A 15,652-nucleotide genomic window follows, 5' to 3' on the forward strand; every position below is an offset into this window, starting at 1 on the left:
GATTATTCTTACTGACTTAATTGGATCTGCTTGCTCGGTGGGGCGTGACCAATCAGATTATTCCGCCAGATCGTGCGTTATCGCGAATTTGACCAGATCGGCAGTGGAGCTAAACCCCATCTTCTCCATCAGTCGGGTCTTGTGGGTGCTGACGGTTTTGTTACTGATAACCAGTTGCTCTGCCACCTGATTAACACTCAAGCCCTGCGCAAGCATGCGCATAACCTGAAATTCCCGGTCGGTGAGTTGATCCAGTTCGCTGCTATCTGGCTCGGCGCTGGCAAAGGCCAGCAATTCGGCCATGCGCGGGTCGAGGTAACGCCCGCCTGATGCAACCTTAGCGATAGCTGAGAGTAATGTTTCGGGGTTGTGGTCCTTGGTCAGATAGCCATTAGCGCCGGCGCGCAAGGCGCGTTGGGCGATTTGAGGCTCGTTGTGCATGCTCAAGATGAGAATTGGCAGTGACGGGTAACGACTGCGTATCCGAGTGATCAAGTCTTCACCACAAATGCCGGGCATGCGCATGTCGAGCAGCAGTAAATCGAACTGACCGGCGCGTAGCAAATCCAGCACTTGAGCACCATGTTCGGCTTCGGCGATCACTTTTAGCTGTTTATCAAATTCAATCAGTTGCTTAAGGCCACTGCGAACAATGGCATGGTCGTCTGCGATCAGAATGCGAATCATGAAGACTCCTGACTTTCGTTAGCGGGGAACGTCACTTGTACCGTGGTGCCTTGGCCCGGGTGGCTGAAAATGACCAGCTCCCCGCCTAGGCAAATGCCACGCTCACGCATCCCGGTCAGTCCCAGCGAATGCTTGCCGACATCGTCGGGAATAAATCCACGGCCGTTGTCGGTGATATCCAAAATATAGTTCTCGTCGAGTTGTTCTAGGCTCACCACGGCGCGAGTGGCTCCGGAGTGGCGAGCGATATTGGTCAAGGCTTCCTGCACGATACGAAATGCAGTGGACGCTTGTGCGTCACTGAGTTTTGGCTCACCGCTATGGGCCACAAATTCGCAGGCGATCTGGGGGTGATCAGTACAAAACTGGTTGATGAGCCACTCCAGCGCAGGATAGAGCCCCATATTGAGCGCGGCGGGTCGCAGGCTGGTTGCAATGGAGCGAACGACTTGAATGGTGCGATCGCACAGCCCCATCAACCGCTCAACTTGCTCTGCCAAACCTGGATTGTGTTCACCAAATTGCAGGCGAACCAGAGAGACCCCCATGCGTAGTGCGGTCAAATGCTGACCCAGTTCATCGTGGATCTCGCAGGCCATCAACTTGCGCTCTTGTTCACGCACGCTCTCACGCCGATTGGTCAAGGCTCGCAGTTGGCGGTTACTGTTGGCGAGCCGCCGTTCGGCTTTGCGGATTTCGGTGATATCACGCCCCATTGAGATGACGCTGATGACTCTCCCTGCGTGATCCCGCTCTGGAACCAGCTGGATCAGGAAGTGGCGTTGCTCCTTAGCAGGGCTATCGATGCCATGGATCAGCTCCTCTTCCATCGGCTCACCGGAGCGGGCTACTTCGTGGACCAAGTCTGCCAGAATATCAATCTGGGCATTGTCACCAAACGCCTCGCGGGCCGGGCGGCCACGCGCTTCAACCAAGGGGAGCCGACAAAGTGCCTGCAGGGCCGGATTGGCATAGATCAGCCTGAAATCAGGCGTCAGGCGGCCAATTGCATCAGGGATATTTTCAATAAGCGCGCGAAATTGTTCCTCATGCCGAGCTGGTGCGCCCGATGGCAGCTGGCCAAAACATAACAGTAATGGGTCATCGCCAGGGTTGCACAGGCAGCGCCATGAGAGGGTTTGCTGCGCGTCAGCATCGCGTATCAGCACGCCAGATACATCATCTGAAAAAGAGTGACATCCCAACCATCCGGCCCGGGCAAGCGCATCTGCAAGGGGGCTGCCTAGCAACGCTTGGGGGGGGAGGCCAAGCAGCCGCTCTGCTTCGCGGTTGAGCGCTGTGATCTGTTCCTGCCGATCAATGAGAAATAGAGGGCTCTGACACTCATCCACCAGGGCAGCTATCATCTCTGGCCCTAACCTCGCCCAGCTAATCGGCTTGAACATCCAGAGTAGCTCTTCGTTGCCAGAGGCGTTATTAGCGAGATGTTGTACCGTTACGTTACAGGGTCGCAGCTGACCCTTGTTAAGGGACAGTGTGAGTGACGTTTGGATGGCACAATCGGGGGGCCGCCGTAATGCCGTGATGAGCTGTGCCAGCAGATGTCGCTCGCTATTGATAACAAGAGAGGACAGATGCAGCGAGTCGTGGTGCTTAGAAAGTGGCAAGCGTTGCTGCATTGCGTGGCTGGCCATCAGGATTGCACCGTCACAGTCGGTTATCAGCAATTCATCCGCGGTGAGGGACAACCATTGCTGCAGTACGTTGTGGTCCTGATATGGCATTCAAGAACTTCCTTGTTCACGAATCAGAAGATAGCAACATCTGGTAACTAGTGTAGATCTCCCGCAGAAAGGGATACGTATCCAAATGAAAATAGCTGGCGAAGGTCACATCGCTTGCTCAAGGGGAATGGGAGAGTGCAACAGGTTCGCTCGGGGTGACACTAGAGTGCCGCGATCTTGTCGATGATGGGCGTACTGGTACCGGGTAGATGGTTCTGCCACTCGGGAGGGAGGGGCTCACCTTTTGATTTGCAGTAGAGCCCGAACAGGATGATGGCGGATTGCGACTGTAGATGGTGTTCTAGCAGATCGCTGGGGTGAGTCATCATAGAGATCAGATGACATATGTCATGGGGCAGTCCCCACAACGTCATGACATAGGCGCATAATTGCCACTCATCTTGGGCTTTGAGCAGCGTAACAAACTCTTCGTTGGCGACTAAATCTTTGCTATCGATGGCTTTAATATATTTTCCTATACCGGTAAATAACGCGGCAAGAAAGAGTGATTCGATGGTTGTCTTGCTCAATCCCAACTCTTGTGCAACTGACTGGCAGTGCATGGCAAAGTCGAAAGCGCGGTGATTGATGGTTTGCTGCTCATTAATACTGATACGCTTGGCATAGGCATTTTCTGCCGTGCTGGCTAACACAATCGCATGTGTTAATTTGACCCCTACTCGTTTTATCGCATCAGTCAGTGATACCACTTGATTGTGGTATCCAAGAAATGATGAGTTGGCTAATGTGACTATTCGGCTGGCGGTGGCGGGGTCTTCTGCAATCAGGTCTGCTAATTGTTCAATTTGATAATCTTCAGAACTAAGCAGGCGATTTATCTTTTCGACAATTTCAGGAAGCGGAATGAGATAATTGATATATCCCAAAAAATATTTAATCCGTTCATGGAGTGGGATCGAAGCTAAATATTCTGAACGTTTAAAGATATCCTCGAGCTCTAGGTCAGAGAATGGTTTGCTGAGAATGTAATGAGCAAGCCGGCTCTGCTTAACGAACACGTCGCTGCTGGTTTGCCCGGTCAGTAACACTCTAATGGCACGTGGATAGACGACCATTGCCTGCTCAAGAACCTGATCGCCATTCATGAAGGGCATCAGGTAATCGGAGATGATGATGTCAGGTTGTGGTCCGTTATCCAGCGGTTCGGACCAGGCCATTGGGCTGTCCGTGTGGTAGTAGTGCCAGTCTGGACGCAGACGACGCGAAGCTCGCACCAGCGCTTTGAGCATGCTGGCCTCGTCATCCACAAACAGAACGGTTTGTTGCTGGACACTCATTATGGAACCGCCCAAGAAAACACAACACTGACTATAAAATAAATACTACTCGCTTTACTCTCTCTGTCAAACGGCCAACTTGCGCAAATAGGGGTTATGAATTACTTTTAATTAAGGTTTGTCGGATATAATGGTTTGGGTGAGCAATGACTAGCAATGAATCACTAGATGAACACCCCGTAATCCTGTGTGTGGATGACGAGCAAAGTATCCTCAAATCACTGACAAGATTATTTGCAAGCAAAGAGTATCACGTTATTAGTGCTGAGTCGGGGGCCATAGCTCTTGATATCATGGAGCAGCAGACTGTGAATCTGATCGTGTCTGACATGCGGATGCCACAGATGACCGGTGCTGAATTTCTTGGATTTGCTGCGCAAAAGCAACCGGATGCGTATCGTATTTTGATGACGGGTTATGCCGATCTTACCTCAACCATTTCTGCTATTAATAATGGTAAAATACACCGTTATATTCAAAAGCCTTGGGATAATCAATTGTTAGTCGAGTATGTAGAAGAGGGGCTTTCCTTATATCGGCTAACTAGGGCTAATAAACTCCTCACTAAGAAGTTGAATGTTCAAAATAAACAATTGAAAGAGTTGAATGGTAACCTTGAGAAAATTGTGCAACAGCGAACTGCCGCCTTGCAAAAAGCCATGCAAGGTCTAAATGGCATGCTGCGCAAGCGTGAAGAAGAGCAGCGAGCTACGCTGGAGGTATTGTATAACATTATTAACAGTCACCCTTATCTGAGCGGAGATTTCGCTATCAAAGTGGGTGAGTCGTGTTACGATTTGGCTATCAAGCTCAATTTACCACCCCATATTGCGGCCATGATTGGAAAAGCTGGGCAGTTTTCTGAAATTGGTAAGGTATGTTTGACCAGTGGCGAATTAACAAGGTCTTTTGAAAAGCTTAATAATAATGAACGCGCGCACTACTATCAGCATGCCCAGTTTGCTGAGGATATATTGTCACCTGCTATTCATCTTCATGATATGGGGAAAATGATTGCCCAGCAATATACCCGTTACAGTAGTGATCCGTTCCCCTTGGATGATGAGCACTATATTCAAACTGGCGCCCAGATCCTCTCCGTCTGTCGTGACTACTGGATGTTGACTCATGGTGATAAGACGGATATTGCCACCGACCAAAATAGTGTCGTCGGCGAGCTGAGAAAATATACCGGTACCAAATATCATCCCGACATCCTGGCGGTGTTTATCGAACTGCTCGTTGAGCAGCGGGGAGCTAAAAAACGTCAATTTGTGGAAGGGTTTACGATCGGTCAGTTGAAGTCGGGAATGGTGCTCAAGAGAAACGTCTATAGTAGCAAGATGATGCTGCTGTTACCGAAAGGGCACATGCTGACTGCTCATACCATCGAAAAACTGAATCATTATCAGCGGTGTCAGATAGAGCCAATCTTGGTGGATATCGAGCCGCAGACAGACTGACCGCAGTACCAAGCCACTCAAGGGAGGCAGGCCACAATGACCAGGATAACGATTGCAGACGACTCGATGCTGTCGAGGAAAGCACTCAGGAAAGCATTGCCCCCCGAGTGGGAAGTCGATATCTCTGAAGCCTGTAATGGTAAGGAGGCGTTGGCGGCCGTTGAGGATGGTCGCGCTGAAGTGCTGTTTCTTGATTTGACTATGCCTGAGCTCGATGGCTTTGAAGTGCTCAAGTTTCTCCACGACGTGCACTCCAAGACCGTGGTGATTGTAGTCAGTGCCGATATTCAACCCGAGGCCAGAAAGCTGGTGGATCAGTACGGCGCTTTTCGTTTTTTGCAAAAGCCAGCCAATGCCGAAGTGCTGCGTGAAACACTGTTCGACATGGGGTTGATATGAACTCTCTGGTGAATGAATATCAGCGCGACGCACTGCAAGAGCTGCTTAATATCTCTATGGGGCAGGCGGCAGATGCCTTGGCACGATTGATTGATGCCAAAATCAAACTATCCATTCCGAGGATCTCATCGGTCTCGCCGGAAGATTTCATTGCCATGATCCATGATGATCATAACTGGCGAACCCGACAGTCGTTCAATGGTGTTATCACTGGTGAAGTAATTAGTTTATTATCTAGAACTGGCTGTGAAGATATTGCTGAATTAATGGGGTATAGCGTGCCATTAAACAGTGTCACGTTGGAGGAGTTGTTACTCGAAGTCTCCAATATTCTGGCTGGGGCATGCCTGCGCGGATTTGCCGATCAGCTTGATATTGATACCAATCTCAGCATGCCCACCATGTTCAAGGCTGATAAATATCTCTGTATTGATAACTATCAATGGTCGACCACCTTGATGATGGAGGTGGATTTCAAGGTCGAACTGAGACAATTCGACTCCAAGATCATGATTTGCCTCGATACCAACTCGATTGCGCCCCTGATTGAGAGAATCAATCATCTGTTGGAGTAGTGCTCTCATGGATGCGGTATTGCAACAACAGATTATGGATGAGCTTCCCCTAGGTGTGTGCGTAGTGGACGAGGCATCATGTGTGGTGTTCATGAACAAGTTTTTCCTAGGTCATCTGGGTAAGAGCAGTGAAGAGGTGCTTAACCGCGATATCAAGGAGATGTTTCCGGAGGCGGCCTCCATTCTCAGCAAGAAAATTCGCAGCGTACTGGTTCTTGGCAACTCGACGTTCTCCTATTGGGAGCATAATCCCCACGTTTTTGATTTCGCCAGCAGTCGACCTATTACAGGACGAGATCATCAGCTTTTTCAGAATATCGAATTTCGCCCTTTCAAGATTGATTCCAGCAAGGTCAATGCGGTCTGTATTCTGGTTCATGATGTCACCGAGTTGGCCGGTATTTACAACGACCGTAGTGAATTGACCGAGCGGCTGGAGCGTGAACATGCTGCGTTGCAAGAGCTAAACAAGAAACTGGAAAATGCGCAGAACCAGTTGCTGCAGAACGAAAAAATGGCAGCAATAGGTCAGTTGGCAGCTGGCGTTGCGCATGAAATCAACAATCCGATCGGCTTTGTCAATTCGAACCTGCAGTCCTTAAATGATTACCTTAAGAAGATCATGCAATTGCTGGTTTTTTATCACAAGGTTGTTAGTAAGGGTGAGGAGAAGTATCAGGCGCTGGAAGTCGATATGCGAAAAAAAATGCAATTCGACTTCATTGAAAATGACATTATGGAGCTTCTTTCTGAATCCATTGAAGGTATTGAGCGAGTTGCTGCGATTGTCTCAAATTTAAAAGCCTTCTCTCACGTTGATAACAGTGAATGGAAATTCAACAGCGTTGTCGATGGAATGGAAAATACCATCAAGATTGCCATGAATCAGATTAAAAACAAAGCCCAGATTCACCGTGATTATCAGGATGGCATTCCGGAAGTGTACTGCCAGGTGATGCAGATTAATCAGGTGTTTCTGAATGTATTGATCAACGCAGTGCAGGCTATTGAAGGCTATGGTGATATCTTCATCCGGATCTATCAAGAAGATCAGCATGTCTGTATCGCTGTCCGCGATACCGGTTGTGGCATTGACTCCGACAACTTGAACCGGATCTTTGAGCCCTTTTTCACGACTAAACCGGTCGGAACGGGTACCGGACTTGGTCTTTCACTCTCTTACAGCATTATCAAAAAGCATCACGGCGATATTCGGGTGACCTCCGAGCCGGGTGTGGGCACCACCTTTACCATCGAGTTGCCTGTCGAAGCGCCAGCCGCACCCTGACCTGACTCTGTTGCCTGTTTGAATATCGACGAGCTATAGGTCTAACTTATTGATATTAAAGTTTATATATCTTTGGTCGTTAAGTAGTAGTCAGTCACTCGGTCTGGTTCTGTATGGCCCTGAGCCGATGGCCCGTGCTGTGAAAACAGGTCTGGTGTATCGGCTAAGGGAAGAGCATATGTCGTCAAACGAGCTCGAGTTGTGGCGAGAGGCATTACGTAACCATCCCAAGGGATTGATGGTTAATGTCGGAGCGACACTGGGCGTCGGGGTAATACTGAGCAAGGCACCAACTTGCTGGGTGTGGGCATGGCTGCTGGTCTCTCTGTCGCTGACCGTATTGCGTTTTACCGGTTATCTGGTTTTCTGGCGCGCACTGAACCGTAATGCGGTTACCAGGTGGCATCAGCCATTAATGGAAATCGGGGTGCTGACATCAGGATTTATCTGGGCTTCTCTGGCATGGTGGGGGATCCCTTATTTCCAAGGGGATGAGCAGTTTACCATTCTGGTGATTCTCTCCGCGCTGGCTGGCGGAGCTACGGGAACCTTGGCTCCCTTGGCGCTCACCGGCACGCTGTATACCTTGCTGATGATCATTCCGGCCTGTCTGCAGCTGGTATTTATCGGAGGCACCGACAATCTCAGCCTCGCTATCCTCGGTGCCATTTTTGCTTGGGTGATGGCCAGTACCCATCGCAGCAACCATGAGCTGCTGGCCCGCACCATCTCGCTGGCCCGTGATAAACAAGATCTGATTGAAGAGCTCTCCAGCTCGACCGACAAACTGACCAGAGCCAATGTGAATCTTGAAGAGCGGGTGGAAGAGCGCACCAAGGCGTTGGCCCATTCGGCCAATCATGACCTGCTGACCGGGCTGCTCAACCGTCGGGGCGTCTTGCAAGAGGAGGAGCGGTCAGCGCAGCCGGGTGAGCACTCCCTGCTGGTGCTTTTTATCGATCTGGATCGCTTCAAGCAAATTAATGATGGACTGGGCCACGATTGGGGTGATGTAGCGTTGCAAGCGGTCGCGTCGCGGCTGCAAGAGTGTGTCAGCCAATTGGCACTCACCTGCGCGCCAGTGCATTGCCGGATTGGTCGCTGGGGTGGTGATGAATTTCTGTTGGTGTTGACCGGCCCGTTTGATGAGCAGCCGGTATGCGCCGAATGGATTGAGTCGTTGCAAAGGCGTCTTTGCGAGCCTTATGAAGCACAGGGCCGCATACTCTCGCTCGGTGCTTGTATCGGCGTCGCCCAGACGCCTTTTGGCAGCCAGCTTCCTCTGAATCAGACTATTGCCTGGGCAGACATGGCGGCGGGGGAGGCCAAACGGCAAGGGCGTGGTCGGATTGTGCACTTTAGCGACACCCTGTTGCAGCGCCAGCGCCGCAAACTCAACCTGCTGGGACAGCTGGCCCATGCCCATCAGGATGGCAGCTTACAGCTGCTATTTCAGCCGCTGGTGGATGCCAAAACCCGTCTGGTGGTGTCCTATGAGGCGTTGCTGCGCTGGAACTGCCCCGGGCTTGGCCCCATCTCGCCTGCCGAGTTTATCCCTCTGGCCGAAGAGTCTGACCACATTCTATTACTGGGCGAGTGGGCACTGCAGGCTGCCTGCATGCAGGCAGCCAGTTGGCCCGGTGCACATCCACCCAAGGTGGCGGTGAATACCTCGCTACGCCAATTGGTGGAAACAGATCGCTTCTGCCGCTTTCTGGATAATCTGTTGGCCCAGAGCCAGTTGCCTGCTTCCCGTCTGGTTATTGAAGTGACGGAGAGTATTTTTGATGAGCACAATCTGACCAGAACGCTGGAGACCTTGCGTTATCTGCGTCAGCGCGGAATTGAAATCCATCTGGATGATTTTGGGACCGGTTATTCGTCGTTGGCTCGGTTACACGACTTTCCACTGCATGCGATCAAGATAGACAAACACTTTGTCTGGTCACGCGATGAGCGTTCGGTGGCGGTCATTGAAGGGGCACTACTGATTGCTCACCGTTTTGGGCTGCGGGTTATTGCAGAAGGAATTGAGCAGCTGGAGCAAGCTGATCGGTTGGCGACATTAGGAGTGGATGAGCTGCAGGGATACTACTTTGGTTACCCTCGTCCGGAACTGGTCCATAACGAGTTGACCCTGCAGCTGGAGGGCACGAGTCGCAGCTAATCGTCGAGCGGCTCGGAGAGATCGACGATATCCAGATGCACTTCTGCCAAGGATTCGTCTTGGTCAGCGGTGTTGTCATCAGCGGCTACGGGTGTCATTTGCTGTTGCATGTGAGCTTGCCTCATTACTGAAACGGAGCAAGCCGGTGGGAGAATCCATGTTCCATCGGGCCATCCTGAGGCCCATTCCGGCAAAAAGTGCGCGAAGGGTAATGAACGGAGCTTAAAGAGTCAACTGATACTGTATGAAAAACACACTGGTTTGACCACAAACAAAAAAGCCTTGTCGTGAGACAAGGCTTTTAAGCGGGGAATAATGGTCGGCGTGAGAGGATTTGAACCTCCGACCCCTGACACCCCATGACAGTGCGCTACCTGGCTGCGCTACACGCCGACAACGTCAGACTGAGCTGACGGGAGGCAGTCTAATGAGGGCAGCCAGGCACTGCAAGTCCTTTTTTATCAGCATGATGCCGTTTGCTTCTTTATTGCGCAGCCACCGCAGGGCTGGGGAAACGCGGGCTTCTTTGCCATAATCGCAAGCCTTGGTGGCCATCTGGCCTGCACTGTTTTATGACCGGTACTGTGATGAATGAGATAACGCCAGCAACCCCTGATCACACCGACAAGGATGAACACTGGATTCGCCATGCCATGCAATTAGCATCGCGCGCCGAGGCGTGCGGTGAGGTGCCGGTGGGGGCGGTCGTGGTTCTCGGTGACGAGATCATTGGCGAAGGGTGGAATCTTTCCATCTCATCGCACGATGCCTGTGCCCATGCCGAAGTGATGGCGCTGCGTGCCGCCGGCGCCAAGGTCGGCAACTATCGTCTGATCGGTGCCACGTTATATGTGACGCTCGAGCCCTGCTGCATGTGCGCAGGCGCCATTATCCACAGCCGAGTTGCGCGCGTTGTCTATGGGGCGGCAGATGCCAAGACCGGCGCCGATGCATCGGTCTTTGCGCTGTTGCAAGACGGGCGGCATAACCACAAGGTTGAGGTGCAAGGCGGCGTGTTGGCGGCGGTGTGCGCTGCCCAGATATCAGGCTTTTTTCAACGTCGCCGCGCCGAGAAAAAAGCCCTGCGTGCCTGCCTGGTTGCATCGGCGGCCGAGGGGGCTGACGCTTCCACAGCGAAAGAGTGAGTCCGTTTTTTTCTCTTAAATGACAACAAGGGTCGAGTCGCGCCGCCTTTACCGCTAAAATAGTTCCTTTTACGAAGTCTGGATCCTGATTCGTGTCACGCCTCTCCTCACTGCAATACGACATCCTGACCACCCTGCTGGTGCGCCGCCCTCTCTCCACGACCCGTCTGGTTGGCCTGTTTCCGGGCTGCGCAGACGCTTTGGCCGAGTTGGTTGAACTCGAACTGGTGCGTGAGCGCGGAGAAGGGGTGTGGGCGATTGCTGCAGAGGGCGTGCTTGTTTTGGTGCTGGCAATTCGCGCCGGACGTCTGAGCGCGCCGGCCTGGCCCGAGTCACTGGATTGGCTGGCCAGCCTGCTGTCACCGGTGATGGCTATTCCGGCCAATCTGCCTCATACCCTGCTCGAGTTACTCGAGGTGCCACAAGCCATGCAGTTGCTGGCCGGCTCTTCTAGCGATTGGCAGCTGTTGATGATTGATTACTGGTCTGCCATGGCGCTGTTGGAAGGACACGCACCCGAGATTGACAGTGCGCTGTTGGATGCGTCCGCCAGCGCCCGTCTGGCGCTTTGGCAGTCAGAGGCCCAGTGGTGGCTCGGCAATGCGCCATCGCTTGGTCACTGGGATGCGTTTTCGCGTCTGTGGCAGCCCGAGCAGCTCTCATTGGAAGGTGTGCTCACCATCGGACAATCGCAGCCTGCCGATGTCATCTTCTCCACCTTGGTTTGGTTGGGGATTGTGCAGCAGCACGATCCGGCCTTGGCCGCCCGCGAGCGGAAAAATCTGTTGCGAAGCTGCCGGCATCAGGCCGCGCTGGCCGATGCGCTGCGCCAATGGGATGGCGAGCGCCACTCGGTGGGCCTGTTCGAGATGCTGCAATTGCCGGCTGATGAAGTTTTTTGGGGACATCTGTGGATTGATCTGTGCGCCCTCAGTCGCCACGGCGATAGCAGCGCGGCGCTGCAGACCCTGCGGCGCTGGTCCCTTGATGAGTGGCTCGATAGCGCTCCCCGTCATCGTCTGATGGCGCTGTGCCAGGACCTGCTGCGTCTGTTGGTGGGACGGCCGGTGGTCCATGGCCCACTGGCCGGGCTGGAAACATGGCAAGATGATGAGGAGCCGGCCAAGCCGGCAGGTTGGCTCAACTGGCTGCAAGGGCTTGGGCGCAGTGCCAATGCTGGGAAAATTAAAGAGCGGCTGATCTGGGGTTTGCAAGCTGACGGTCCGCTGCTGGAGTGCCGCATTCAGAAACTCGGGGTTAAAGGCGAGTGGACCGCAGGGCGGCGCATTGATGTGGCGCTGGTGGCCACTCAGTTTCCGACCCTGCTTGATGAGCAGGATTGGGCACTGCTCAAGCAATATGGCAAAGAGTCGCGCGACTGGTCACACGCATTCTGGTCGCAGCTCGCCGCCCATCCACGACTGTTCAATCATCAGGGGCAACGTCTGCAGTTAGCGCTGACCCAGCCGCTGCTCTATCTGGGGGCAACCGGTGAGATCAAGCTGTATCCCGAAGTGAGCGATGCCGCGCGCATCGTGCCGCTGACGTCAGATCTTTGGCAGGTGGTGCGCTTGCCCGAGACCCTGGCTGAGCTGTTGCCGCCCGAGCGCCACTGTGAACCGGCTGCGTTGCCGGCACTGGCTGCCCGCCTTGGTGAGATGGCCGATGTGCACTGGTGCGCTGAACTGGCATCTTTGGGTGGCAATGCCCGACTCGCGCCCTGGCCGGGGCAACCCGGTGTGCAACTGGATTGGCGCAAGGGAGAGCTGACCCTCTCGTTTGTCACCCTGGGTGAGGGGACGCCGAACCTGCCTTTGGCGCATGGGGATGCGGTGGTGCGTCAGGATGTTCGCAGCGCCGATTACTGGCAGCGTGACCTGCTCGCCGAGCGTGAGGCGTGGCGTGATATGTGCGGCCGTCTGGGACTCGACACGCTGCAGCTTAGCTGGCGTCTGGAAGAGGCGCCTGCGCTGGAGTTTTTAAGCCAGCTACCGCATTGGGTTGCGCTTGGTATCCACATCTATTGGCATGAAGAGAGCCAGCGGCTGCGCTCGCTCGATGAGGCGACGCTGAGCCTGCGTATTGAGCAGCGGCAGGAGTGGTTTGCCCTGGAAGGCTCGGTCGCACTGGATGAGCATCAGGTGCTCGACCTGCGTCTATTGTTGCGTCAATTTCGGCCCGGTCAGAAGACGGTGCTGCTCGACGAGCAGACCAGCGTCATCATCAGTGACAAGCTCTCCGAGCGTCTTACCCTGCTTGGCGCCATGCTCGATGAAGAGCAGCGCATTTCACGGCGCTTGGCCTATCCGCTGATGCGCCTGCTTGGTGCCATCTCGACCGAGGGTGATGATGCCTGGCACCACCTTGAGCAGGAGTGGCAGCAGAAGATTGAATGCCCTGCCGAGCTGATGGCGGGGCTGCGTGACTATCAGCGCGATGGCGTTAACTGGATGGCGACCCTGGCCCAGCATGGCTTTGGTGCCTGCCTGGCCGATGACATGGGACTCGGTAAAACCCTGCAAGCTCTGACGGTATTACGCCTGCGGGCCTCGCAAGGGCCTGCATTGGTGGTGGTGCCCAAGTCAGTGCTCACCAACTGGCAGGAAGAGGCCCAACGCTTTGCGCCAGAGCTTGAGGTTGTCACCCTCGATCAGGCTTATGGCTGCGCACAGCGGATCCGCGATGCGCGAGCGGGTCAGCTGGTGCTGATCAACTACGGCTTGCTGCCAAGTTTGTCAGAGGCCCTCAAAACGGTGACCTGGACTTCGCTGGTGATCGATGAGGCCCAGCAGATAAAAAATGCCGGTACTCAGCGCGCCAAGATCCTGACCCAGCTCGACGGCCAATTTCGTCTCGCGCTCTCCGGCACGCCGGTGGAGAACCACCTCGGTGAGCTGTGGAGCCTGTTTGCCTTTATCAACCCGGGCATGCTTGGCAGTCAGCGGGATTTCAAGCGCCGCTTTGGCCGCGCCAGCCGCGAGCCGCAGCATATGGCCATGCTGCGTTCGGTGATCCATCCCTTCGTGTTGCGCCGCCTCAAGCAGGAGGTGCTGGCCGAGTTGCCCGAGAAGACCGAGATCGTGCATCACATCAATCTCTCGCAGGCCGAGCGTGAGCTCTATGAAGCGACCCGCCGCGAGGTGGTGCAGCAAATTCAGAGCAGCGACGGTCGCACCCTGATGCACGTATTGAGCGGCCTGACCCGCTTGCGTCGTCTCTGCTGCTCGCCGAGTCTGGTGCTGCCCGAGTGGCAGGAGTCGTGCAGTAAGCTCGACGAAGCCATGAGCCTGCTCGAAGAGGCGATTGATGGCGGTCACCGGGTGCTGGTCTTTAGCCAGTTTGTTGACTTGCTGACCTTGCTGCGTGGGCGTTTGCAACAGCGTGGTTGGGATTATTGCTACCTCGATGGCGCCTGCTCAATGAAAGAGCGGCAGCAGGCGATTGCCCGCTTCCGCGAGCAAGCCGTGCCGCTGTTTCTCATCAGCCTCAAGGCGGGCGGTACCGGTCTGAACCTGACCCAGGCCGACACTGTGTTGCACCTTGACCCTTGGTGGAACCCGGCGGTGGAAGATCAGGCCAGTGATCGTGCGCACCGTATGGGGCAGACTCAGCCGGTGACCGTGTATCGGTTGGTGTGCGAGCAGACGGTCGAAGAGAAAATTGTGGCGCTGCACAGTGAAAAACGCGCCTTGGCTGACAGCTTGCTCAGTGGGCAATCCGAAGCCGGACCGCTGGATCTGGAGAGCCTGCGCAATTTGCTGATGAGTTAAGCGGCGTTACACGTCCCGCACAAAAATGTGCATCCGCTCGATCAGCAGGCGATCACTGCCACGGCGATCGCTGCGGATCTGCCGCATCTTGGTTGGATAGTGTCCCAGCGCTTTGGCGCGCGGCACGCCGTCACTACAGACGATCAGCGGCAGGCTCGCCTTGACCTGCTGTTTGTCGGGCAGGCGATCGCCCCAGCGCAAGTTGGCCATGGGATGGGTTTTAACGGCGCGCCGGATGCGAAGCTCAGTGTCTGGCCCGAGCCTGCGCACATCGATCATCTCTTGCTCCACTCTAGCCTGCCACTCCTCCCTGTGCATCAGTGCCGGAACATACCCCTTGCTGCGCTCTAGCATGGCCATGGCTTCTTCTTTGCTTATCTTGCGAATGGCCTGTTTGTCTGCCCAGGTAAAGCCGATAGCCAACAGCTCTCCGACATGCAGCGCCAGCTGACGATACACTTGCAGCGTGATGGTGCCGGGCAGGGCGTCGTGCACCAGATCAAATTTCTCATCGCGACCACCGGCTTGCTGCACTTCCTGTTTGAACTGGATTTTGAGTTCGTTCACTCGACTTACCAGAGGGGCCAATCGGGTGTGGCTGGCGGCAGGAAAGTGTAACCAGCCGGGCAGGCGAAACGTGGCCTTGCTTGAACAACCTGGGCGCAAGGTGTATTCACTAAAAGCGGCAATGGCCGCCTCACGGGCCGCATCGCCTTCCAGCGTGGCGACGTTAATTCGCACGATGGGCTGTTCTTCACACCCTTCGGCCACGTCTGGCAAGGGGTGTACTCTGGCAAAGCGCAGCGGTTCGTTTTGCAGCGCGGATGCAAGCTCACGGTGGGCGACATCCAACTCATTCATGATGGCCCGAATTCTGGCGCGCGGCGTAAAGGTCAATTCAGGTTCGTTCATGCGCCCTCCAGGTTATTAATGTGTTAAATGCATGTTTTAAGTGTAAATTTACGTCTGTGTAATCCATGAGTTCAGGGTCTTTCCCCATGGTATATTTGCATACAAGAGCATGCGGTTTGCATAGTTAACCGTCATCAGCTCAGCATAAAATACCGTGCGATTCCATCTTCCACATGTTATTCATATTTATCCTTTAAATTCAA

Annotated in this window: 11 protein-coding genes and 1 tRNA gene; 7 read left to right on the top strand and 5 right to left on the bottom strand. The window is 54.1% G+C overall.

Features of this window, described 5'->3' with window-relative positions:
- Nucleotides 1-57 precede the first annotated feature (57 nt).
- The 3 genes from BW958_RS12115 to BW958_RS12125 form a co-directional block, all read right to left on the bottom strand.
- Complete coding sequence (locus BW958_RS12115) at nt 58-687, bottom strand: response regulator (RefSeq protein ID WP_076576005.1); 630 nt, start codon at nt 685-687, stop codon at nt 58-60.
- A complete protein-coding gene (locus BW958_RS12120; protein ID WP_076576006.1) occupies nt 684-2,432 on the bottom strand; it encodes a sensor histidine kinase in 1,749 nt (582 codons plus the stop codon). Before BW958_RS12120 ends, BW958_RS12115 begins: the two co-directional genes overlap by 4 nt.
- 161 nt (nt 2,433-2,593) lie before the next feature.
- Complete coding sequence (locus tag BW958_RS12125) at nt 2,594-3,730, bottom strand: HDOD domain-containing protein (protein WP_076576007.1); 1,137 nt, start codon at nt 3,728-3,730, stop codon at nt 2,594-2,596.
- A gap of 146 nt (nt 3,731-3,876) precedes the next feature.
- Here BW958_RS12125 and BW958_RS12130 point away from each other — a divergent pair, with 146 nt between their 5' ends.
- The 5 genes from BW958_RS12130 to BW958_RS12150 all read left to right on the top strand — a co-directional run bounded on the left by BW958_RS12130 (nt 3,877) and on the right by BW958_RS12150 (nt 9,622).
- Nucleotides 3,877-5,193 carry a response regulator c-di-GMP phosphodiesterase, NosR family gene (locus BW958_RS12130; RefSeq protein ID WP_076576008.1) on the top strand — a complete coding sequence of 439 codons (1,317 nt, stop codon included), beginning with the start codon at nt 3,877-3,879 and terminating at the stop codon, nt 5,191-5,193.
- A 36-nt stretch (nt 5,194-5,229) separates the two neighbouring features.
- Entirely contained in the window at nt 5,230-5,592 is a 363-nt protein-coding gene (locus BW958_RS12135; protein ID WP_076576009.1) for a response regulator, read from the top strand.
- Nucleotides 5,589-6,167, top strand: coding sequence for a chemotaxis protein CheC (locus BW958_RS12140; protein WP_076576010.1), 579 nt, complete (start codon nt 5,589-5,591; stop codon nt 6,165-6,167). The genes BW958_RS12135 and BW958_RS12140 overlap by 4 nt, the downstream gene beginning before the upstream one ends.
- 7 nt (nt 6,168-6,174) lie before the next feature.
- Complete coding sequence (locus BW958_RS12145) at nt 6,175-7,455, top strand: ATP-binding protein (RefSeq protein ID WP_076576011.1); 1,281 nt, start codon at nt 6,175-6,177, stop codon at nt 7,453-7,455.
- Between the two features lie 178 nt (nt 7,456-7,633).
- Nucleotides 7,634-9,622, top strand: a complete 1,989-nt coding sequence (locus tag BW958_RS12150; protein WP_179078852.1) for a putative bifunctional diguanylate cyclase/phosphodiesterase — start codon at nt 7,634-7,636, stop codon at nt 9,620-9,622.
- 316 nt (nt 9,623-9,938) lie between these two features.
- On the opposite strand, the gene BW958_RS12155 is transcribed toward BW958_RS12150, so the two are convergent.
- Nucleotides 9,939-10,015 (bottom strand) — tRNA-Pro (locus tag BW958_RS12155).
- A gap of 194 nt (nt 10,016-10,209) precedes the next feature.
- Here BW958_RS12155 and tadA point away from each other — a divergent pair.
- Together tadA and BW958_RS12165 are read left to right on the top strand one after the other, a co-directional pair.
- Nucleotides 10,210-10,767, top strand: a complete 558-nt coding sequence (tadA, locus tag BW958_RS12160) for a tRNA adenosine(34) deaminase TadA (RefSeq protein WP_076576013.1) — start codon at nt 10,210-10,212, stop codon at nt 10,765-10,767.
- 92 nt (nt 10,768-10,859) lie between these two features.
- On the top strand, nt 10,860-14,537 hold the full coding sequence (locus tag BW958_RS12165; RefSeq protein ID WP_076576014.1) for a DEAD/DEAH box helicase: 3,678 nt from the start codon (nt 10,860-10,862) through the stop codon (nt 14,535-14,537).
- 6 nt (nt 14,538-14,543) lie between these two features.
- On the opposite strand, the gene BW958_RS12170 is transcribed toward BW958_RS12165, so the two are convergent.
- Entirely contained in the window at nt 14,544-15,449 is a 906-nt protein-coding gene (locus BW958_RS12170; protein WP_076576015.1) for a DNA replication terminus site-binding protein, read from the bottom strand.
- Between the last annotated feature and the right edge of the window lie 203 nt (nt 15,450-15,652).

The organism is Aeromonas sp. RU39B (genome assembly GCF_900156095.1).
Taxonomy (GTDB): Bacteria; Pseudomonadota; Gammaproteobacteria; order Enterobacterales; family Aeromonadaceae; genus Aeromonas.

Coding starts and splice junctions, on each gene's coding strand:
- BW958_RS12115 (WP_076576005.1), bottom strand. CDS start 687: ATGATTCGCATTCTGATCGCAGACGACCATGCCATTGTTCGCAGTGGC.
- BW958_RS12120 (WP_076576006.1), bottom strand. CDS start 2,432: ATGCCATATCAGGACCACAACGTACTGCAGCAATGGTTGTCCCTCACC.
- BW958_RS12125 (WP_076576007.1), bottom strand. CDS start 3,730: ATGAGTGTCCAGCAACAAACCGTTCTGTTTGTGGATGACGAGGCCAGC.
- BW958_RS12130 (WP_076576008.1), top strand. CDS start 3,877: ATGACTAGCAATGAATCACTAGATGAACACCCCGTAATCCTGTGTGTG.
- BW958_RS12135 (WP_076576009.1), top strand. CDS start 5,230: ATGACCAGGATAACGATTGCAGACGACTCGATGCTGTCGAGGAAAGCA.
- BW958_RS12140 (WP_076576010.1), top strand. CDS start 5,589: ATGAACTCTCTGGTGAATGAATATCAGCGCGACGCACTGCAAGAGCTG.
- BW958_RS12145 (WP_076576011.1), top strand. CDS start 6,175: ATGGATGCGGTATTGCAACAACAGATTATGGATGAGCTTCCCCTAGGT.
- BW958_RS12150 (WP_179078852.1), top strand. CDS start 7,634: ATGTCGTCAAACGAGCTCGAGTTGTGGCGAGAGGCATTACGTAACCAT.
- tadA (WP_076576013.1), top strand. CDS start 10,210: ATGAATGAGATAACGCCAGCAACCCCTGATCACACCGACAAGGATGAA.
- BW958_RS12170 (WP_076576015.1), bottom strand. CDS start 15,449: ATGAACGAACCTGAATTGACCTTTACGCCGCGCGCCAGAATTCGGGCC.